This window comes from Pseudomonas sp. FH4 (assembly GCF_000510915.2).
Taxonomy (GTDB): domain Bacteria; phylum Pseudomonadota; class Gammaproteobacteria; order Pseudomonadales; family Pseudomonadaceae; genus Aquipseudomonas; species Aquipseudomonas brenneri.
The window spans coordinates 250460-270758 of the sequence record NZ_AOHN01000026.1; the positions used below are offsets into that span (position 1 = coordinate 250460).

At 60.0% G+C, this 20299-nt stretch carries 20 protein-coding genes; 8 read left to right on the forward strand and 12 right to left on the reverse strand.

Annotation, left to right across the window (positions count from 1 at the left end):
- Positions 1 to 115 precede the first annotated feature (115 nt).
- A complete protein-coding gene (gene typA, locus H097_RS21245) occupies positions 116 to 1936 on the reverse strand; it encodes a translational GTPase TypA (RefSeq protein ID WP_024072901.1) in 1821 nt (606 codons plus the stop codon).
- Positions 1937 to 2075: 139 nt separating this feature from the next.
- Positions 2076 to 3530, reverse strand: coding sequence for a tRNA uracil 4-sulfurtransferase ThiI (thiI, locus tag H097_RS21250; RefSeq protein WP_032862272.1), 1455 nt, complete (start codon positions 3528 to 3530; stop codon positions 2076 to 2078).
- Between the two features lie 333 nt (positions 3531 to 3863).
- Between thiI and glnA the strand changes: the two genes are divergently transcribed.
- From glnA to ntrC, 3 genes are all read left to right on the forward strand, one after another.
- Positions 3864 to 5270, forward strand: a complete 1407-nt coding sequence (gene glnA, locus H097_RS21255; RefSeq protein WP_032862273.1) for a glutamate--ammonia ligase — start codon at positions 3864 to 3866, stop codon at positions 5268 to 5270.
- A 382-nt stretch (positions 5271 to 5652) separates the two neighbouring features.
- Complete coding sequence (glnL, locus tag H097_RS21260; RefSeq protein WP_032862274.1) at positions 5653 to 6738, forward strand: nitrogen regulation protein NR(II); 1086 nt, start codon at positions 5653 to 5655, stop codon at positions 6736 to 6738.
- Positions 6735 to 8171: a nitrogen regulation protein NR(I) gene (ntrC, locus tag H097_RS21265; protein WP_032862275.1), complete on the forward strand. Its 1437-nt coding sequence runs from the start codon at positions 6735 to 6737 to the stop codon at positions 8169 to 8171. Before glnL ends, ntrC begins: the two co-directional genes overlap by 4 nt.
- A gap of 344 nt (positions 8172 to 8515) precedes the next feature.
- On the opposite strand, the gene H097_RS21270 is transcribed toward ntrC, so the two are convergent.
- On the reverse strand, positions 8516 to 8956 hold the full coding sequence (locus H097_RS21270; RefSeq protein ID WP_032862276.1) for a hypothetical protein: 441 nt from the start codon (positions 8954 to 8956) through the stop codon (positions 8516 to 8518).
- Here H097_RS21270 and H097_RS21275 point away from each other — a divergent pair.
- Positions 8955 to 9410 carry a tRNA (cytidine(34)-2'-O)-methyltransferase gene (locus tag H097_RS21275; protein WP_032862277.1) on the forward strand — a complete coding sequence of 152 codons (456 nt, stop codon included), beginning with the start codon at positions 8955 to 8957 and terminating at the stop codon, positions 9408 to 9410. The genes H097_RS21270 and H097_RS21275 overlap by 2 nt on opposite strands.
- A gap of 172 nt (positions 9411 to 9582) precedes the next feature.
- Here the strand turns inward: H097_RS21275 and secB are convergent, their stop codons facing one another.
- From secB to H097_RS21290, 3 genes are read right to left on the reverse strand one after another with little or no spacing between them, the layout of a single operon-like run.
- Entirely contained in the window at positions 9583 to 10071 is a 489-nt protein-coding gene (secB, locus tag H097_RS21280; protein ID WP_032862279.1) for a protein-export chaperone SecB, read from the reverse strand.
- A gap of 44 nt (positions 10072 to 10115) precedes the next feature.
- Complete coding sequence (gene grxC, locus H097_RS21285) at positions 10116 to 10370, reverse strand: glutaredoxin 3 (RefSeq protein ID WP_032862280.1); 255 nt, start codon at positions 10368 to 10370, stop codon at positions 10116 to 10118.
- 1 nt (position 10371) lies between these two features.
- Positions 10372 to 10785 carry a rhodanese-like domain-containing protein gene (locus H097_RS21290; protein WP_032862282.1) on the reverse strand — a complete coding sequence of 138 codons (414 nt, stop codon included), beginning with the start codon at positions 10783 to 10785 and terminating at the stop codon, positions 10372 to 10374.
- A gap of 151 nt (positions 10786 to 10936) precedes the next feature.
- Here H097_RS21290 and gpmI point away from each other — a divergent pair, with 151 nt between their 5' ends.
- The 4 genes from gpmI (at position 10937) to H097_RS21310 (ending at position 16124) form a co-directional block, all read left to right on the forward strand.
- Complete coding sequence (gene gpmI, locus H097_RS21295) at positions 10937 to 12466, forward strand: 2,3-bisphosphoglycerate-independent phosphoglycerate mutase (RefSeq protein WP_032862284.1); 1530 nt, start codon at positions 10937 to 10939, stop codon at positions 12464 to 12466.
- A 258-nt stretch (positions 12467 to 12724) separates the two neighbouring features.
- Positions 12725 to 14011: a murein hydrolase activator EnvC gene (locus tag H097_RS21300; RefSeq protein ID WP_032862286.1), complete on the forward strand. Its 1287-nt coding sequence runs from the start codon at positions 12725 to 12727 to the stop codon at positions 14009 to 14011.
- 30 nt (positions 14012 to 14041) lie between these two features.
- Entirely contained in the window at positions 14042 to 15349 is a 1308-nt protein-coding gene (locus H097_RS21305; RefSeq protein ID WP_032862287.1) for a S41 family peptidase, read from the forward strand.
- 1 nt (position 15350) lies between these two features.
- On the forward strand, positions 15351 to 16124 hold the full coding sequence (locus H097_RS21310) for a divergent polysaccharide deacetylase family protein (protein ID WP_032862288.1): 774 nt from the start codon (positions 15351 to 15353) through the stop codon (positions 16122 to 16124).
- 99 nt (positions 16125 to 16223) lie between these two features.
- Here H097_RS21310 and H097_RS21315 read toward each other — a convergent pair whose 3' ends face one another.
- The 6 genes from H097_RS21315 to hisB all read right to left on the reverse strand — a co-directional run bounded on the left by H097_RS21315 (position 16224) and on the right by hisB (position 20091).
- The gene (locus H097_RS21315) at positions 16224 to 16979 is read right to left on the reverse strand and encodes an ABC transporter substrate-binding protein (RefSeq protein WP_032862289.1); all 756 of its coding nucleotides are present in this window, start codon (positions 16977 to 16979) and stop codon (positions 16224 to 16226) included.
- 66 nt (positions 16980 to 17045) lie between these two features.
- Entirely contained in the window at positions 17046 to 17816 is a 771-nt protein-coding gene (gene hisF / locus H097_RS21320) for an imidazole glycerol phosphate synthase subunit HisF (RefSeq protein WP_003171107.1), read from the reverse strand.
- A 9-nt stretch (positions 17817 to 17825) separates the two neighbouring features.
- Positions 17826 to 18563: a 1-(5-phosphoribosyl)-5-[(5-phosphoribosylamino)methylideneamino]imidazole-4-carboxamide isomerase gene (gene hisA / locus H097_RS21325; protein WP_003187784.1), complete on the reverse strand. Its 738-nt coding sequence runs from the start codon at positions 18561 to 18563 to the stop codon at positions 17826 to 17828.
- 39 nt (positions 18564 to 18602) lie between these two features.
- Positions 18603 to 18860: a DUF2164 domain-containing protein gene (locus H097_RS21330; protein WP_029295898.1), complete on the reverse strand. Its 258-nt coding sequence runs from the start codon at positions 18858 to 18860 to the stop codon at positions 18603 to 18605.
- The gene (hisH, locus tag H097_RS21335; protein ID WP_032862291.1) at positions 18860 to 19498 is read right to left on the reverse strand and encodes an imidazole glycerol phosphate synthase subunit HisH; all 639 of its coding nucleotides are present in this window, start codon (positions 19496 to 19498) and stop codon (positions 18860 to 18862) included. The genes H097_RS21330 and hisH overlap by 1 nt, the downstream gene beginning before the upstream one ends.
- Complete coding sequence (hisB, locus tag H097_RS21340) at positions 19498 to 20091, reverse strand: imidazoleglycerol-phosphate dehydratase HisB (RefSeq protein ID WP_003218037.1); 594 nt, start codon at positions 20089 to 20091, stop codon at positions 19498 to 19500. Before hisB ends, hisH begins: the two co-directional genes overlap by 1 nt.
- Positions 20092 to 20299 lie beyond the last annotated feature (208 nt).

A 20299-nucleotide genomic window follows, 5' to 3' on the forward strand; every position in this document is an offset into this window, starting at 1 on the left:
TGGGAGCCGGGCTTGCCCGCGATGAGGCCAGGCCAGACACCACAAAAACTGCAGGCATAAAAAAACGCCCCCGGCCTTTCGACCGGGGGCGTTTTTATTCAGCTAGAACCCAGTATCAGTTCTTGGCCTTTTTGGCAGCGCGGGTACGCTCGCCTTCGTCCAGGATCTTCTTACGAAGACGGATGGACTTCGGCGTCACTTCGCACAGCTCGTCGTCCTGGATGAATTCCAGGGCCTGTTCTAGGGTGAAGCGAACAGGTGGAACCAGGGCGATGGTTTCGTCTTTACCCGAAGCACGCATGTTGTCGAGCTTCTTGCCTTTGGTTGGGTTGACGCCCATGTCGTTGTCACGGCTGTTCAAACCAACGATCTGGCCGTTGTAGATCTCTTGACCGTGTTCAACGAACAGCTTGCCACGTGCCTGGAGGGTTTCCAGGGAGTAGGTCAGCGCCTTGCCGGTTTCTACCGATACCAGAACACCGTTCTGACGGCCGGACATATCGCCGGACTTCATGGTGTCGTAGCGATCGAAGATCGAGGTCAGGATGCCAGCACCGTTGGTCAGGGTCAGGAACTGGTTACGGAAACCGATCAGACCACGAGCAGGGATGTTGTATTCCAGACGCACACGGCCTTTGCCATCCGGCACCATGTTGGTCAGGTCGCCCTTACGCAGGCCCATCTCTTCCATCACCTTGCCCTGGGATTCTTCCGGGGTGTCGATGGTGACGTTCTCGAACGGTTCCTGCTTCACGCCGTCAACGGTACGGATGATCACTTCCGGACGACCAACGCCCATTTCGAAGCCTTCGCGACGCATGGTTTCGATCAGTACCGAGAGGTGCAGCTCACCACGGCCGGAAACCTTGAACTTGTCAGCCGAGTCGCCTTCTTCAACGCGCAGAGCAACGTTGTACAGCAGCTCTTTGTCCAGACGTTCCTTGATGTTACGGGAAGTCACGAACTTGCCTTCTTTACCGCAGAAAGGCGAGTCGTTTACCTGGAAGGTCATGGAAACGGTTGGCTCGTCAACGGTCAGAGGCTTCATCGCCTCGACAGTGTCCGGCTGGCACAGGGTGTCGGAGATGAACAGCGAGTCCATGCCGCTCACGCAAACGATGTCGCCGGCGAAAGCTTCTTCAACGTCGATACGGTGCAGGCCGTGGTGACCCATCAGCTTGAGGATACGACCGTTGCGCTTCTTGCCGTCGGCGCCGATAGCCACAACCGGGGTGTTCGGCTTGACGCTACCACGAGCGATACGGCCAACGCCGATAACACCCAGGAAGCTGTTGTAGTCCAGTGCCGAGATTTGCATCTGGAACGGACCGTCACGGTCAACTTTCGGTGGTGGCACGTGGTCAACGATCGCCTGGTACAGCGGGGTCATGTCTTCCGCCATGGCGGTGTGTTCCAGACCGGCAATACCGTTCAGGGCCGAAGCGTAGATCACTTGGAAATCAAGTTGCTCTTCGGTAGCACCCAGGTTGTCGAACAGGTCGAAGATCTGGTCCAGAACCCAGTCCGGACGCGCGCCTGGACGGTCAACCTTGTTGATGCACACGATCGGACGCAGGCCGGCTTCGAAAGCCTTCTTGGTCACGAAACGGGTTTGCGGCATAGGGCCGTCTTGAGCGTCAACCAGCAGCAGAACGGAGTCAACCATCGACATTACACGTTCAACTTCGCCGCCGAAGTCGGCGTGGCCCGGGGTGTCCACGATGTTGATGTGGTAGCCGTTCCAGTTGATGGCGGTGTTTTTCGCCAGGATGGTAATACCGCGCTCTTTTTCCTGGTCGTTGGAGTCCATCACGCGCTCGTCGTTGAGCTCGTTGCGCTCCAGGGTGCCGGATTGACGCAGGAGTTTGTCTACCAGGGTGGTTTTACCATGGTCAACGTGGGCAATGATGGCGATGTTACGTAGATTTTCGATCACTTGTGTATCTCGATCAGAGGATTCGGTGTGCTGACAGGTCGTGGCAGCGATTAACAGTAGAGTCAGGCCTTGCCGTTACAGCTTGACGGCAGAGTCGGGGGGCCGGTGACGCAGGCCACAGGCAAACAGCCCCGGGCTCTTAGCTCGGTCGATAAACGCGCACATTGGCATGCCCCTCACTGAGCAAATGGTGGGCATGCAGGCGACTCATCACGCCTTTGTCGCAATACAGCAGGTACTGACGGCTGTTATCCAGTTCCTTGAAACGCGCGTTCAGTGCATAGAACGGCAGCGTTTGCACGTCGATGCCAGCGATTTCCAGCGGCTCATCCTCAGCGGCATCCGGGTGACGGATGTCGATGACGATCTGGCCGGCCAGGGCCTCGCTGACTTCTTCGATCTGCACATCCTGGCCCAGTTCATCGATTACACGATCAATCGGCACCAGTTTGGCGTTCTCAAGCGCTCGCTCCAGAATCGCCATGTCGAATTCTTTCTCTTCATGCTCCACGCGGTAGCGCTTGGCATGGGTCTTGGGGTTCACCGAGATGACCCCGCAGTACTCTGGCATGTGCTTGGCGAAATCCGCGGTGCCGATTTCGTTGGCCAGGTCGATGATGTCCTGCTTGTGGCTGGCGATCAGCGGGCGCAATACCAGCTTGTCGGTCACGCAGTCGATCACGGACAGGTTCGGCAGGGTCTGGCTGGAGACCTGGGAAATCGCCTCGCCGGTCACCAGCGCTTCGATTTGCAGACGGTCGGCGATTCTCGACGCTGCGCGCAACATCATACGCTTCAATACGACGCCCATATGACCGTTATCGACTTTTCCGAGAATTTCTCCCAGGACTTCCTCGAACGGTACGCTGACAAACAGTACACGTTGGGAGCTGCCGTACTTCTTCCAGATATAGTGCGCGACTTCCATCACGCCCAATTCGTGTGCACGCCCGCCCAGGTTAAAGAAGCAGAAGTGGCTCATCAGGCCGCGGCGCATGATCTGGTAGGCCGCCACGGTGGAGTCGAAACCACCGGACATCAATACCAGGGTCTGCTCCAGCGCGCCCAGCGGGTAGCCGCCGATGCTGTTGTGCTGGCTGTGGATCACATACAACCGTTGGTCGCGAATTTCGATGCGAACTTCGATTTGTGGCTCTTTGAGCGAAATTCCAGCGGCGCCGCACTCACGACGCAGCTTGCTGCCGACGTATTTTTCGACGTCCATGGAGCTGAACGGGTGCTTGCCGCCACGCTTGCAACGCACGGAAAAAATCTTGCCCGCCAGCTGGGCGCCGTAGTGCTGCTTGCACTTCTCGGTGATGTCGTCGAAATCGCCCAGCGGGTACTCGTCAATCTGCAGGAAATGCGCGATGCCCGGCATGCAGCTCAGGCGCTCGGTCATATCTTTCAAGGCTTTAGGGTCGGTAACGCGGGTTTCCAGTTCGAGATTGTCCCACACACCATTCACCACCACAGCCGGGTCCAAGTCACGGAGCACGGCGCGGATATTCTTGGCCAATTGACGGATGAAACGCATCCGTACCGGTCGGCTCTTGATGGTGATCTCGGGGAAGACTTTAACGATTAATTTCATGGAAACAGCGCGCACAGGGCCAGCCGAAAAAGGGGGGCGCGGATTATAGCGGAAATAGCTCAAGGTTTAACCAGTTAATATACAAACGGCATGCAGCGCACCAAACAGGTGCATTTGCAGAGGATTGCGCTACATTGCAGTGCGCTATTTTTGCCGTTTTGACGGTTTGCACCTTTATAGGGGCGATTTTGAGGCAAAAAACCCATGTCGGGGCACTGGCATGCAATTTGCTCTCTTGTGAGGCAGGTTGCCATGGCGGACTATCCGCGCCGGCATCACCCACATTCTAAGGGCTACTCCACTACCCAAGCCCGAAGCCACCCGGAGGACACTATGTCGAAGTCGGTTCAACTCATCAAAGATCATGACGTTAAATGGATTGATCTGCGCTTCACGGACACCAAAGGCACTCAGCACCACGTGACCATGCCGGCTCGCGACGCGCTGGATGACGCCTTCTTCGAAGAAGGCAAAATGTTCGACGGCTCCTCCATTGCTGGCTGGAAAGGCATCGAAGCCTCCGACATGATCCTGATGCCGGACGACTCCACTGCAGTCCTCGACCCATTCACCGAAGAGTCGACCCTGATCATCGTCTGCGACGTGATCGAGCCTTCGACCATGCAAGGCTACGACCGCGACCCACGTGCGATCGCCAAGCGTGCCGAGGAATACCTGAAGTCGACCGGTATCGGTGACACTGTATTCGTGGGCCCGGAGCCAGAATTCTTCATCTTCGACCAAGTCAAATTCAAGTCCGACATCTCCGGCTCCATGTTCAAGATCTACTCCGAACAAGGTTCGTGGATGTCCGACCAGGACGTGGAAGGCGGCAACCATGGCCACCGTCCAGGCATCAAAGGTGGCTACTTCCCAGTTCCGCCGTTCGACCACGACCACGAAATCCGTACCTCCATGTGCAACGCCATGGAAGACATGGGCCTGGTCATCGAAGTGCACCACCACGAAGTGGCCACTGCCGGCCAGAACGAGATCGGTGTGAAGTTCAACACCCTGGTAGCCAAGGCTGACGAAGTCCAGACCCTGAAGTACTGCGTACACAACACTGCCGTTGCCTACGGCCGTACCGCTACTTTCATGCCTAAGCCTCTGTACGGCGATAACGGTTCGGGTATGCACGTTCACTTGTCCATCGCCAAAGACGGCAAGAACACCTTCGCTGGCGAAGGTTATGCCGGCCTGTCGGACACCGCCCTGTACTTCATCGGCGGTATCATCAAGCACGGTAAGGCCCTGAACGGCTTCACCAACCCGTCGACCAACTCCTACAAGCGTCTGGTCCCAGGTTTCGAAGCACCGGTAATGCTGGCCTACTCGGCTCGTAACCGTTCCGCTTCGATCCGTATTCCTTACGTGTCCAGCCCGCGTGCTCGCCGTATCGAAGCCCGCTTCCCGGATCCAGCAGCCAACCCGTACCTGGGCTTCGCTGCACTGCTGATGGCTGGCCTGGACGGCATCCAGAACAAGATCCACCCAGGCGACGCCGCCGACAAGAACTTGTACGACCTGCCGCCTGAAGAGGCCAAGGAAATCCCACAAGTGTGCGGCAGCCTGAAAGAAGCCCTGGAAGAGCTGGACAAGGGGCGTGCGTTCCTGACCAAAGGCGGCGTGTTCAGCGACGACTTTATCGATGCCTACATCGCCCTGAAAAGCGAAGAAGAAATCAAGGTCCGCACCTTCGTACACCCACTGGAATATGAGCTGTACTACAGCTGCTGATCCGGTAGCGCTGCTTAACGTGGCGTGACAAAAAGACCTCCTTCGGGAGGTCTTTTTTTGCCTGGAATAATGACGATCCACCTTTGCAAACCCCATCAAGCCAGCCCCTACAGTTTGATTGGGTGCTTTCAGGAAATATTTGATCGATGAACAGAATGCCGTGATTCGCACTATATTGGTGCGATAGGTTGCACCCACGCCCACAGGCCAACCCATTTTGGGTCGAAATCTCCCGAACTGGCTGGCAGAGCGCCATTGTTTCGCGCCTCAAGCCCTTATTTCAGGGCATTTACGCTTCTTTTCGGAGCCTTGGTTTGGTTTTTGCATTTTCCTGGTATCAGCGTGAGCCTCAAGCCCGCGCCTTGCTCCAAAAGAGGTCCTAATGACCATCAGCGACGCACTGCACCGCTTGCTACTCGACAACCTGACCACCGCGACCATCCTGCTCAATGACCAATTGCGCCTTGAGTACATGAACCCCGCGGCAGAGATGCTGCTGGCCATCAGCGGTCAGCGCAGCCATGGACAATTCATCAGCGAGCTGTTCACCGAGTCCGCCGAGGCCTTGAGTTCGCTGCGCCAGGCCGTGGAGCAAGCCCACCCGTTCACCAAGCGCGAAGCGATGCTCACCGCCCTCACCGGCCAGACCCTGACCGTTGATTACGCGGTCACGCCGATCCTGAGCAAAGGTGCGACCCTGCTGCTGTTGGAAGTCCACCCCCGTGATCGCCTGCTGCGGATCACCAAGGAAGAGGCGCAACTGTCCAAGCAAGAAACCAGCAAGATGCTGGTGCGCGGCCTGGCCCACGAGATCAAGAACCCCCTGGGCGGGATTCGCGGCGCCGCACAGTTGTTGGCCCGCGAGCTGCCGGATGAGCACCTCAAGGACTACACCAACGTCATCATCGAGGAAGCCGACCGCCTGCGTAACCTGGTGGACCGCATGCTCGGCTCCAACAAGCTGCCGTCGCTGGCGATGACCAATGTGCATGAAGTGCTGGAGCGCGTCTGCCAGTTGGTGGAGGCCGAAAGCCAGGGCTGCATCACCCTGGTGCGCGACTATGACCCGAGTATTCCCGACGTGTTGATCGACCGCGAGCAGATGATCCAGGCGGTACTCAATATCGTGCGCAACGCCATGCAGGCCATCAGCAGCCAGAATGAGCTGCGTCTGGGCCGCATCAGCCTGCGCACCCGCGCCCTGCGCCAGTTCACCATCGGCCACGTGCGCCATCGCCTGGTGACCAAGGTCGAGATCATCGACAACGGTCCGGGCATCCCGGCCGAACTGCAGGAAACCATTTTCTTCCCGATGGTCAGCGGCCGCCCGGACGGTACCGGGCTGGGCCTGGCCATTACCCAGAACATCATCAGCCAGCACCAGGGCTTGATCGAATGTGACAGCCATCCCGGCCACACGACCTTTTCGATCTTTCTGCCACTGGAACAAGGAGCCCCATCGACATGAGCCGTAGTGAAACTGTCTGGATCGTCGATGACGACCGTTCCATCCGCTGGGTCCTGGAGAAAGCCTTGCAACAGGAAGGCATGACCACCCAGAGCTTCGACAGCGCTGACGGGGTGATGAGCCGCCTGGCACGCCAGCAGCCTGATGTGATCATCTCCGATATCCGCATGCCCGGCGCCAGTGGCCTGGACTTGCTGGCGCGGATCCGCGAGCAGCATCCGCGCTTGCCGGTGATTATCATGACCGCGCACTCGGACCTCGATAGCGCTGTCGCGTCCTACCAGGGTGGTGCCTTCGAATACCTGCCCAAGCCATTCGATGTCGATGAAGCGGTGGCGTTGGTCAAGCGCGCCAACCAGCACGCCCAGGAACAGCAGGGCCAGGCCGTCGTGCCCACACTGACCCGCACCCCGGAGATCATCGGCGAAGCGCCGGCAATGCAGGAAGTGTTTCGCGCCATCGGGCGCTTGAGCCACTCCAACATCACCGTGCTGATCAACGGTGAGTCCGGCACCGGCAAAGAGCTGGTCGCCCATGCCCTGCACCGTCACAGCCCACGGGCCGCCTCGCCGTTCATCGCCTTGAACATGGCGGCAATCCCCAAGGACCTGATGGAGTCCGAGCTGTTCGGCCATGAAAAAGGCGCGTTTACCGGCGCGGCCAACCTGCGTCGTGGCCGTTTTGAACAGGCGGATGGCGGCACACTGTTTCTGGATGAAATCGGCGATATGCCGGCCGATACCCAGACCCGGCTGCTGCGGGTGCTGGCTGACGGTGAGTTCTACCGCGTGGGTGGCCACACGCCGGTCAAGGTCGATGTGCGGATCATCGCCGCGACCCACCAGAACCTGGAAACCCTGGTACACGCCGGGAAGTTCCGGGAAGACTTGTTCCACCGCCTCAACGTGATCCGCATCCATATTCCACGGATGTCGGACCGCCGCGAAGACATCCCGACCCTGGCCCGTCACTTCCTCAGCCGCGCTGCCCAGGAGCTGGCGGTGGAGCCCAAGTTACTGAAGGCGGAAACCGAGGAATACCTGAAGAACCTGCCGTGGCCAGGCAACGTGCGCCAGCTGGAAAACACCTGCCGCTGGATCACGGTGATGGCGTCCGGGCGCGAAGTGCATATCAGCGACCTGCCACCCGAGTTGTTGAGCCTGCCGCAGGATTCGGCGCCGGTGACCAACTGGGAACAAGCCCTGCGCCAATGGGCCGACCAGGCTTTGGCCCGTGGCCAGTCGAGCCTGTTGGACAGCGCCGTGCCAACCTTTGAGCGGATCATGATCGAGACCGCCCTCAAGCACACTGCCGGCCGCCGGCGTGACGCCGCCGTGCTGCTGGGCTGGGGCCGCAACACCTTGACCCGCAAGATCAAGGAATTGGGGATGAAGGTTGATGGCGGGGAGGATGACGAGGGAGAAGAGGGCTGAGCACAGCCCTCCAGGCCACTGAAGATCCCCCCTGTGGGATCTTCATCCTGTCGCGGGATCGTGCACCGCTTCAACGCACCGCGAACCGGCATCGCGCACAAACCCAGGGTCGTTTTCACAGAAATCCTGAACGCCGAAAACACAAAAGCCCCGTAAATCGGGGCTTTTCGCTTTCTGGATAAGATTTTTTGCACCCTCAGCCAACTCTGGCACGCACCCTGCATTAACCCTTGTACTACCCAGTTTCGGGGACCTTGGTACAGGCAGGCCGAGAATCCCCTCTTTAATTCGAGCTTCACACCGTTTTGGGAGCCCTGGTACAGGCAGGCCGGGAACTCCCTCTTTTATTGCTCCAGGAGATGGATCTCCAGCCGCCAGCGGTCATCGACCGCCTTGCCCGACCATTCCCCGCGCAGCGGCCGCGCCGCCACCAGGTTCAGCAGCAACCCTTTGTCAGCCTTGCGCACCCGCCAGTTCACATCCTTGTCATTGACCTTCAATTGTCCCGCCTGGGCCGTACCCAGCGCGTCGAACAGCAGCGCCACGGTGCCGTCGATATGTTCGCCGTGCAGCTTCGGCTCGCTGTTGAACCACACCACCAGGCCATCGGTTGCAGGCTCCACCTGGAGCAGCTCAACCGGGTCCGGGGTGGTCAGGCGACCGATCATCAGGCCCACCATCAGGCCGACAATCGCCAGTGAGCCCAAGACTCTGGGCAATAGCTGCGGCCTGGGATCATCTTCAGGGGTAGAATGCGCTGCATCTTTACCTTCGGAGCCGTGCATGTTTCACGTCATCCTTTTTCAACCAGAAATTCCGCCGAATACCGGCAACGTTATCAGGCTGTGCGCCAACAGTGGCTGCCACCTGCATTTGATCGAGCCGCTGGGCTTCGAGATGGACGACAAGCGCCTGCGTCGCGCAGGCCTGGACTATCACGAATACGCCACCCTGCAACGCCACGCCGACCTTGCCAGTTGCCTGGAAAGCCTGGGCCATCCACGGCTGTTTGCGTTCACCACCAAAGGTTCGCGGCCGTTTCATGATGCCAGCTTTGCCGAGGGGGACGCCTTCCTGTTCGGCCCGGAAAGCCGTGGCTTGCCGGCAGAGGTCCTCGACGCCCTGCCCGACGGCCAGCGCCTGCGTTTGCCGATGCGCGAGGGCTGCCGCAGCCTGAACCTGTCCAACACCGTGGCCGTTGCCGTCTACGAAGGCTGGCGCCAGCTCGGTTTCAAGTAACACCCCTTCTCCCTGTAGGAGCGAGCTTGCTCGCGAAAAACCAACAGGCGACGTGGGCTACCTAATAGCGCTGCGTCATCGTTGACGCTTTTCGCGAGCAAGCTCGCGCCTACAGGCGTTAGCAGTGCATAAAAAAAGCGCCTGTGATGGCGCTTTTTTATGCATCGAAGGCTTACTGAACCGTCGGCGCGCCTTCCTGTTGCATGCGCTGCAGCTCTTGCGCGTACAGGGCATCGAAGTTCACCGGGGCCAGCATCAGCGCCGGGAACGAACCACGGGTGACCAGGCTGTCCAGAGTCTCGCGGGCATACGGGAACAGGATGTTCGGGCAGAACGCGCCCAGGGTGTGGCTCATGGACGCATCGTCCAGGCCCTGGATCAGGAAGATACCGGCCTGTTGCACTTCAGCGATGAACGCCACTTCTTCACCGTTCTTCACGGTGACCGACAGGGTCAGCACGACTTCATGGAAGTCGCCTTCCAGTTGCTTTTGACGGGTGTTCAGATCCAGGCCAACGCTTGGAGTCCACTCCTGGCGGAAGATCGCCGGGCTTTTAGGGGCCTCGAACGACAAGTCACGCACGTAGATACGCTGCAGGGAAAACTGTGGGCCTTGAGCCTCTTCTGCTGCTGCCGCTTCGGTGTTCTGTTGGTCAGTCATCTCGCAGATCCTTCTTGATCTTGGGGTCTTTTAGGTTTTTGGAGTCAGACGTGAAGCAGCGCATCCAGTTTACCGGCGCGCTCCAGGGCGAACAGGTCGTCGCATCCACCGATATGCCTGCTGCCGATCCAGATCTGCGGCACGGAAGTGCGCCCCGCCTTCTGGGCCATCTCGGCACGCACCTGGGGCTTGCCATCGACCTTGATCTCGTCGAAGGCAACCTGTTTGCTCTGGAGCAACTGCTTGGCTCGCGTGCAATAGGGGCAATAATCGCTGGAATAAACGACAACCTGGCTCATATCACTTCACCAACGGCAGGTTATCGGCGCGCCAGCTGGAGATACCACCCGACAGCTTGGCCGCGGTGAAACCGCTTTTCATCAGTTCGCGAGCATGGCCGCCGGAGTGCTGGCCTTGGGCGTCGACCAGGATAATGGTCTTGGCCTTGTGCTTTTCCAGCTCGGCGATGCGGGCGATCAGCTTGTCCTGGGGAATATTCAGCGCACCAACGATGTGACCGGCGGCAAAATCCTTAACCGGACGAAGGTCAACCACTACGGCCTGGTCCTTGTTGACCAGCGCGGTCAGCTCGCCCGTGCTGAGGCTACGGCCGCCACGGCTCACTTCATGAGCAATCAGCAGCGCCAGCAGTACGACGAAGGCACCGACCAGCAGATAGTGAGAGGTAGCAAATGCAATCAGGTGATCAACCATCAAGGAGGTTCCAGGGCGTTAAAATGGCGGTAAGTATACACAGCCGTCATGGGGGGCCAAGCCCCGTAAAGCGGTGACGGCATCGGAACTTCGCTTTAAACTGCCACTCACTTTTCAATCGCCTTCCTTTAATACCGCCGCGAGAGGATCTATGACTACCACGCCTAAACCTTTGGTCCTGATGATTCTCGATGGCTTCGGTCACAGTGAAAACCCCCACGACAACGCGGTATTCGCGGCGAACAAGCCTGTTCTAGACCGCCTGTGCGCCACGGTGCCCAATGGTTTGATCTCCGGTTCCGGCATGGACGTCGGCCTGCCGGACGGGCAGATGGGCAACTCCGAAGTCGGCCATATGAACCTGGGCGCCGGACGAGTGGTGTATCAGGACTTCACCCGCGTGACCAAAGCCATCCGCGATGGCGAGTTCTTCGAGAACCCGACCATCTGCGCTGCGGTGGATAAAGCCGTTGCCGCCGGCAAGGCCGTACATTTCATGGGGCTGTTGTCCGACGGTGGCGTGCACAGCCACCAGGACCACCTTGTAGCCATGGCCGAACTGGCCTTCAAGCGCGGCGCCGAGAAGATCTACCTGCACGCCTTCCTTGATGGCCGCGACACCCCACCCAAAAGCGCGCAATCGTCCATCGAGCTGCTGGACGCGACCTTCGCCGCGCTCGGCAAGGGCCGTATCGCCAGCCTGGTTGGCCGCTACTTCGCCATGGACCGCGACAACCGCTGGGACCGCGTGGCCCAGGCCTACAACCTGATCGTCGACGGCAACGCCGAATTCAACGCCGCCACCGCCCAGCAAGGTCTGGAAGCGGCCTACGCCCGTGGCGAGAGCGATGAGTTCGTCAAGGCCACCACCATCGGCGAGCCGGTGAAAGTCGAAGACGGCGACGCGATGGTGTTCATGAACTTTCGCGCCGACCGTGCCCGCGAACTGAGCCATGTGTTCGTCGATGACGCCTTCAAGGACTTCGAACGTGCCCGCCAGCCCAAACTGGCAGGTTTCGTCATGCTGACCCAATACGCCGCCAGCATCCCGGCCCCTTCGGCCTTCGCGCCGGGCAGCCTGGAAAACGTGCTGGGCGATTACCTTGCCAAAAACGGCAAGACCCAACTGCGCATTGCCGAAACCGAGAAATACGCCCACGTCACCTTCTTCTTCTCCGGCGGGCGCGAAGAACCGTTCCCCGGCGAAGAGCGCATCTTGATCCCGTCGCCGAAAGTCGCCACCTACGACCTGCAGCCAGAGATGAGCGCACCGGAAGTCACCGACAAGATCGTCGACGCCATTGAACACCAGCGTTATGACGTAATCGTGGTCAACTACGCCAACGGCGACATGGTCGGCCACAGCGGCAACCTGCAAGCGGCGATCAAGGCCGTGGAATGCCTGGACCTGTGCGTAGGTCGCATCGTCGATGCCCTGGAGAGGGTTGGCGGCGAAGCGCTGATCACTGCCGACCATGGCAACTGCGAGCAGATGTCCGACGAATCCACCGGCCAGGCCCACACCGCGCATACCACCGAGCCGGTACCATTCATTTATGTGGGCAAGCGCGACTTCAAGGTACGCGAAGGCGGCGTGCTGGCAGACGTGGCACCGACCATGCTCATGCTGATGGGGCTCAAGAAGCCTGTCGAAATGACCGGTACGTCGATCCTGGTCTAATTTTCAAACCCACCACCAAACAATGTGGGAGCGGGCTTGCCCGCGATAGCGGCGGATCAGTCGATATTTCCATGGCTGACACAACGCAATCGCGGGCAAGCCCGCTCCCACATGGGTAGGTGGTGTTTTTGAAGATGGCTTTTAGCCACACCCGCGCCACTGGGCGCCTAACTTGCCCGCCAGCCCGAATTGGACGTTTTTTTTGCCGCGTGGGCCGGGCATACTAGGCCGTCCCTTTCCCTGGTGTCGCCCGCCTCTATGCTTCGCGCCTTGATTACCCTTGCTCTTGTCTGCCTGCTCCAACCGGCCTTTGCCGACGAGCGCGCGCAAACCCAACAACAGTTGGACGCTACGCGTCAGGACATTACCGAGCTGAAAAAACTGCTCGGCAAACTCCAGGAAGAAAAATCCGGGGTGCAGAAAGACCTGCGCGGCACGGAAACCGAAATGGGCAAGCTGGAGAAGCAGGTCCAGGAGCTGCAAAAAGAACTAAAGAAAAGCGAGTCGGAACTGGAGCGACTCGACGCTGAGAAAAAAAAACTCCAGAGCGCGCGCGTTGAACAACAACGCCTGATCGCAATCCAGGCCCGTGCCGCCTACCAGAACGGCCGCCAGGAATACCTCAAGCTGCTGCTCAACCAGCAGAACCCGGAAAAATTCGCCCGCACCCTGACCTACTACGACTACCTGAGCACTGCGCGCCTGGAGCAACTCAAAAGCTTCAACGAGACCCTGCGCCAGTTGGCCAATGTCGAGCAGGAAATCGCTGACCAGCAAAGCCAACTGCTGGCCCACAAAAGCAGCCTCGACACCCAGCGCGACGAACTGGACAAGGTGCGCAAGGAACGCCAGCAGGCACTCGCCAAGCTCAACAGCGACGTAAAAGCCCGGGATGCCAAGCTCCAGGCGCGCCAGCAGGACCAGGCCGATCTGGCCAAAGTGCTGAAAACCATCGAGGAAACCCTGGCCCGCCAGGCCCGCGAGGCCGAGCAAGCGCGGCAAAAAGCGCTGATCGCCCAGCAGGAAGCAGAAAAAAAGCGCCAGCGTGAAGCCGAGGCGGTCGCCACCGACGCCCCGCGCAAACCCGCGCGCGCAGCACCTGGCCCACTGGTTTCCAGTGCCGGCGAATCGTTTGGCGGGCCTTTTGCTACTGCCCGAGGCAAACTTCCATGGCCAGTTGATGGTCGACTACTGGCACGCTTCGGTGAAACCCGTGGCGATGACACCCGCACCAAGTGGGACGGCGTGATGATCAGCGCCTCCGCGGGCAGCCAGGTACATGCCGTCCACGGCGGGCGCGTGGTGTTTGCCGATTGGCTGCGCGGCGCCGGTTTGCTGGTGATTCTTGACCACGGCAATGGCTATTTGAGCTTGTACGGCCACAATCAGACATTGCTCAAGGCCGCAGGTGATGTTGTAAAAGCCGGTGAATCCATCTCCACTGTCGGTAACAGTGGCGGCCAGGACACCCCGGCGCTGTACTTCGCTATTCGTCTGCAGGGCCGCCCAAGCGACCCTGCACAATGGTGTCGCGCCCAAGGATAGGGCCGCATCTACATTAGGAGTTCGTTCGACATGCTGCATTTGTCCCGCCTCACATCGCTGGCCCTGACGATCGCCCTGATAATCGGCGCGCCTATGGCATTCGCCGACCAGACCGCCCCGTCAGCCATGGCCGCGACCACCAAGGCGCCGCTGCCGCTGGACGAATTGCGCACCTTTGCCGAGGTCATGGACCGGATCAAGGCAGCCTATGTCGAACCCGTCGACGACAAGACTCTGCTGGAAAATGCCATCAAAGGCATGCTCAGCAACCTTGACCCGCACTCTGCCTACCTGGGCCCGGAAGATTTCGCCGAGCTGCAGGAAAGCACCAGCGGCGAATTTGGTGGCCTGGGCATTGAAGTCGGCGCCGAGGACGGCATCATCAAGGTGGTGTCGCCGATCGACGACACCCCGGCGTCCAAGGCCGGCATCCAGGCTGGCGACTTGATCGTGAAGATCAACGGCCAGCCGACCCGGGGCCAGACCATGACCGAAGCCGTCGACAAGATGCGCGGCAAGGTTGGCCAGAAAATCACCCTGACCCTGGTACGCGACGGCGGCAGCCCGTTTGACGTGACCCTGACCCGCGCCACCATCACGGTCAAGAGCGTGAAGAGCCAGTTGCTGGAGTCCGGCTACGGCTACATCCGCATCACCCAGTTCCAGGTCAAGACCGGCGACGAAGTGGCCAAGGCCCTGGCCAAGTTGCGCAAGGACAACGGCAAGAAGCTCAACGGCATCGTCCTCGACCTGCGCAACAACCCGGGCGGCGTACTGCAATCGGCGGTGGAAGTGGTCGACCATTTCATCACCAAGGGTCTGATCGTCTACACCAAGGGTCGTATCGCCAACTCCGAACTGCGCTTCTCGGCCACCGGCAAGGACCTGAGCGAAAACGTCCCACTGGCGGTGCTGATCAACGGTGGCAGCGCCTCGGCCTCGGAAATCGTCGCCGGCGCCCTGCAAGACCAGAAACGCGGCGTGCTGATGGGCACCACCAGCTTCGGCAAAGGCTCGGTGCAGACCGTGCTGCCACTGAACAACGAACGCGCACTGAAAATCACCACGGCGTTGTACTACACGCCTAACGGTCGCTCGATCCAGGCCCAGGGCATCGTCCCGGATATCGAAGTTCGTCGGGCCAAGATCACCAACGAGACCGACAACGAGTACTTCAAGGAAGCCGACCTGCAAGGTCACCTGGGCAATGGCAACGGCGGTGCCGACCAGCCAACCGGCAGCGGCCCGAAAGCCAAGCCGATGCCTCAGGACGATGACTACCAGCTGGCCCAGGCGCTGAGCCTGCTCAAGGGCTTGAGCATTACGCGCAGCCGTTGATATGCGTTTTGCCCTGATCATCGCTTTGCTGTGCTGCATGGCAGGGGTCGCCCAGGCGAACCCTGCCAACCAGCCCCACAAGGCTTACCTGACGCTGATCATCGACGACCTCGGGCAGAACCTGCCCCGCGACCGCCGCGTGCTGGCCCTGCCCGGGCCGGTGACCACAGCAATCATGCCTGACACCCCTCACGCCGCCGAATTTGCCCGCGAGGCGCACAAGGCCGGCAAGATCGTGATCCTGCACATGCCCATGGACCCCGCCACCGGCCCGTTCGCCTGGCACCCGGAGCTGCCCATCGAAGAACTGGGCAAGCGCCTGGACGCGGCGTTCAAGGCTGTGCCCTACACCGCAGGCATCAACAATCATATGGGCAGCCGCATGACCGCCGAGCCTGGCGCCATGGCCTGGTTGATGGGTGAACTGCAACGCCGCCACAAGTTCTTTGTCGACAGCCGCACCAGCGCCAAGACCGTGGCCGCCGCTGAAGCGCAGAAGATTGACCTGGCGCATGTCTCGCGGGATGTATTTCTCGATGACGAACGCACCGAAGCGGCCATCACCACGCAGTTGCAGACCGCTATCAAGCTGGCCCACAAACAGGGTTCGGCCGTGATGATCGGCCATCCTTATCCGCAGACCCTGGCGGTATTGGAGCGCGAACTGCCCAAGCTCAAGGCACAGGGCATCGAGTGGATTGATATCAAGCTGATGATCAGTGTGCGCAGCAACCGGGCCATGGCTGGGCACGGCAAGGACGGAATTTACCGCTGAAACCTGTAGGAGCGAGCTTGCTCGCGAAAACCGTCAACGATAACGCGAGCTGCCTGGTTAAACGCGGCGCTTGTGAGTTTTTCGCGAGCAAGCTCGCTCCTACAGGTAGCGCGTCATGATCTCGTCAACGACACCCTCTTTACGCAACTGGTCCAGCGCCGCCTGCAGCTTGGCCACTACCTCATCCGGCACTTCCTTGTTCAGCGCCAGATAGAGCTCGGCGCTGTTGAAGCGCAGCACCGTCTTGAGTCCGGAAACACCGACCTGGCGCGCCAGATAGCGCCCAGCAGGGTCGCCAGTGGCCCAGAGGTCAATCTGCCCCTCCATGAGCTTTTGCGCATTGTCCTGGTCGCGCAGCACGATAATCGGCTTGAGCCCGCGTTTTTCCAGGGTCTGGGCAATGGCATCGCCTTTATAGGCACCGATCTTGTAGCTACGGGCGTGCTCAAGATCGGTCAACTGAATGGGGCTGTCGGCCTTGGCCAGCAACACCCAATCATCCGGGCCAATCGGGCCGACCCATTTGAACAACGCTTCACGGTCCGGCAGGCGGGCCATGACAAAGACCCCATAGCCGGGCTTTTCCAGGGCGAGTTTATAGATTCGCTCCCAGGGGAAGCGCAGGGTGAGGTTGTAGGAAATACCGGCAAGCTTGCAGGTTTCGCGCACGATGTCTGCGGCGATGCCTTCGATGTTTTCATCTTTGGCGAAGTTCTTGCCGTTTTTCGCCATGTTGTAAGGCGGAAAGTTTTCCGTCAACAACACCAGGGAATCACCAGACGGCTCGGCAGCATGGGGCGAACCCGCCAATAAAATGGAGGAACTGGCGAGGGCAAGAAGCAGGTCTTTGAGCATCAAGGGTTACCGGAATCCATGGCAGGCCCCAGAGTGCCGCGAGCCTGTCATGGTGTCCAGTGACGTTTAGCGTACGACGATTCCGCGCGCCGCCATGTAGGCCTTTGCCTCGGGAACGGTGTACTCGCCAAAGTGGAAAATGCTCGCCGCCAGCACCGCGCTGGCGTGGCCTTCGATAACGCCGTCGGCCAGGTGCTGCAGGTTACCGACACCACCGGAAGCGATCACCGGGATGCCCAGCGCATCGCTGATGGCGCGGGTCACGCCCAGGTCGAAGCCGTTTTTCATGCCGTCCTGGTCCATGCTGGTCAGCAGGATTTCACCAGCGCCCAGGCCTTCCATCTTCATCGCCCACTCCACTGCGTCCAGCCCGGTAGGTTTGCGACCGCCGTGGGTGAAGATCTCCCAGCGCGGGGTTTCGCCCGGCCCGGAAACCTTCTTGGCGTCGATGGCGACGACGATGCATTGCGAGCCAAAGTGCTGCGCGGCTTCGCCGACAAACTCGGGGTTGAACACCGCGGCGGTGTTGATCGAGACCTTGTCCGCACCGGCATTGAGCAGGTTGCGGATGTCTTGCACGGTGCGCACGCCACCACCCACGGTCAGCGGGATAAACACCTGGCTGGCCATGCGCTCGACGGTATGCAGCGTCGTGTCGCGGCCGTCGACGCTGGCAGTGATGTCGAGAAAGGTAATCTCGTCGGCACCCTGCTCATCGTAGCGACGGGCAATTTCCACCGGGTCGCCGGCGTCACGGATGTTCTCGAACTTGACGCCCTTGACCACCCGACCGTTGTCGACGTCCAGGCAAGGGATGATGCGTTTGGCCAGCGCCATGGTCAGTCCTCAGCCGTTGTAGGCATCGCAGTAGGCCTGGGCCTCGGCGACGTCCAGGGTACCTTCATAGATCGCACGGCCGGTGATCGCGCCGATGATCCCTGGAGCCTTGGCGTCCAGCAGCGACTTGATGTCGCCCAGGTTGTGGATACCGCCGGAAGCGATCACCGGGATCTTGGTCGCGGCGGCCAGTGCGGCGGTGAAGGGTACGTTGCAGCCCTGCATCATGCCGTCTTTGGCGATATCGGTATAAACGATGGCGGACACGCCGTCGGCTTCGAACTGCTTGGCCAAGTCAATCACCTGCACGGTGCTGATTTCAGCCCAGCCGTCGGTGGCGACAAAACCATCTTTCGCATCCAGCCCCACGATCACCTTGCCCGGGAACGCGCGGCAGGCCTCGGCGACGAAGGCCGGGTCTTTCACGGCCTTGGTGCCGATGATCACGTAGCTCACGCCCGCCTTGACGTAGTGCTCGATGGTTTCCAGGGAACGGATGCCACCGCCGATCTGGATCGGCAGGTTCGGGTAGCGCTTGGCGATGGCCGTAACCACTTCGCCATTGACCGGCTGGCCTTCGAAGGCGCCGTTCAAGTCCACCAGATGCAGGCGGCGGCAGCCACCCTCCACCCACTTGGCAGCCATGCTCACCGGGTCATCGGAGAACACCGTGGAATCTTCCATGCGGCCCTGGCGCAGGCGTACGCAAGCGCCGTCCTTGAGATCGATAGCGGGGATAATCAGCATCTGGCAAACCTTATTCGATATTCAGCATTGCTTGAAAAATCAGGGTTTCTCAAGCGCCCACAGGTCGCTTTCGATGCTCTCGAACCTTTCTTTAAGGTGCGTCTGCACATCGAAAATCGCCCTGTTGTAATAGTGCGGAGCAATTTCAGTGGTAAACAGTTCGAGGATCTCAGCCACCTCGAACGACCCGAGCCTGAGCTCGAAGCGGTCTTCCATGAAACGCTTGATCTTGTCGGTCGCCTCACTCTCCTGCTGGGGAGTGAGATTGAGGATCGGCGGCTTGATCTTCTTGGCCATTACCAGCGCCCGTTCCAGCTGGCGAAGTTCTGCAGCAATTGCAGGCCATGGGTATGGCTCTTCTCCGGATGGAACTGCACGGCAAAGCGCGAGCCTTCGGCCAGCGCCGCGGCGAAATCGACGCCGTAGTGCCCGCCACCCACCACCTGGCGCGGGTTACCGGCGGCGATGTAGTAGCTGTGCACGAAGTAGAAACGCGCCATGTCCGGGATGTCATGCCACAGCGGGTGGTCGACGGTGCGGCGCACTTCGTTCCAGCCCATGTGTGGGACTTTCAGGTGCTCGCCGTCTTCGTGCAGGTCCTTGCCGAAGAACTTCACGTCCCCCGGGAACAGCCCGATGCAGTCGACGCCGCCGTTTTCTTCACTGCGATCGAGCAAGGCTTGCATGCCCACGCAGATCCCGAGGAACGGCCGGTCCTGGCTGACTTCGCGCACCAGGCTGTCAAAGCCCAGGCGGCGAATTTCAGCCATGCAGTCACGAATCGCGCCCACGCCGGGAAACACCACCCGGTCGGCTTCGCGAATCACCTTGGCATCGCTGGTGATCAGCACTTTGCCGGCACCCACGTGCTCGAGGGCCTTGGCCACCGAATGCAGGTTGCCCATGCCATAGTCGATAACCGCGACCGTCTGCATTACAGAACGCCCTTGGTCGAAGGCATTTGCCCGGCCATGCGGTCATCGAGCTCCACAGCCATGCGCAGGGCGCGGCCGAAAGCCTTGAACACGGTTTCGATCTGGTGGTGGGTGTTGGTGCCACGCAGGTTGTCGATATGCAGGCTGACCAGCGCATGGTTGACGAAGCCCTGGAAAAACTCCTGGAACAGGTCCACATCGAAGCCGCCCACGGTGGCGCGGGTGTACGGCACGTGCATCTGCAGGCCTGGGCGGCCGGAGAAGTCGATGACCACCCGCGACAGCGCCTCGTCCAGCGGGACATAGGCGTGGCCATAACGGCGGATGCCTTTTTTGTCGCCGATGGCCTTGGCAAACGCCTGGCCGAGGGTGATACCGACATCCTCCACGGTGTGGTGGTCGTCGATATGCAGGTCGCCCTTGCTGACGATATCCAGGTCGATCAGCCCATGACGGGCGATTTGATCCAGCATGTGCTCAAGAAAAGGGACACCGATATCAAATCGGGCCTTTCCGGTGCCATCCAGGTTGATCGAGGCTTTGATCTGGGTTTCCAGAGTGTCGCGCTCGACGGACGCCTTACGTTCGGCCATCACCAACTCCGCAAAATCATTGGGCGAAAAAAGTGGCCATTATAGGGGCTGCGGGCGCTAAACAGAAACATCGGAGGGGATAAGACTGACCGCGTGTCGGGGATAGACATGTCAGTACAAGTGTGGGAGCTGGCTTGCCTGCGATGCAGACGCCTGAGTACTACAGATACACCGAGCTGGTTCTATCGCGGGCAAGCCCGGCTCCCAC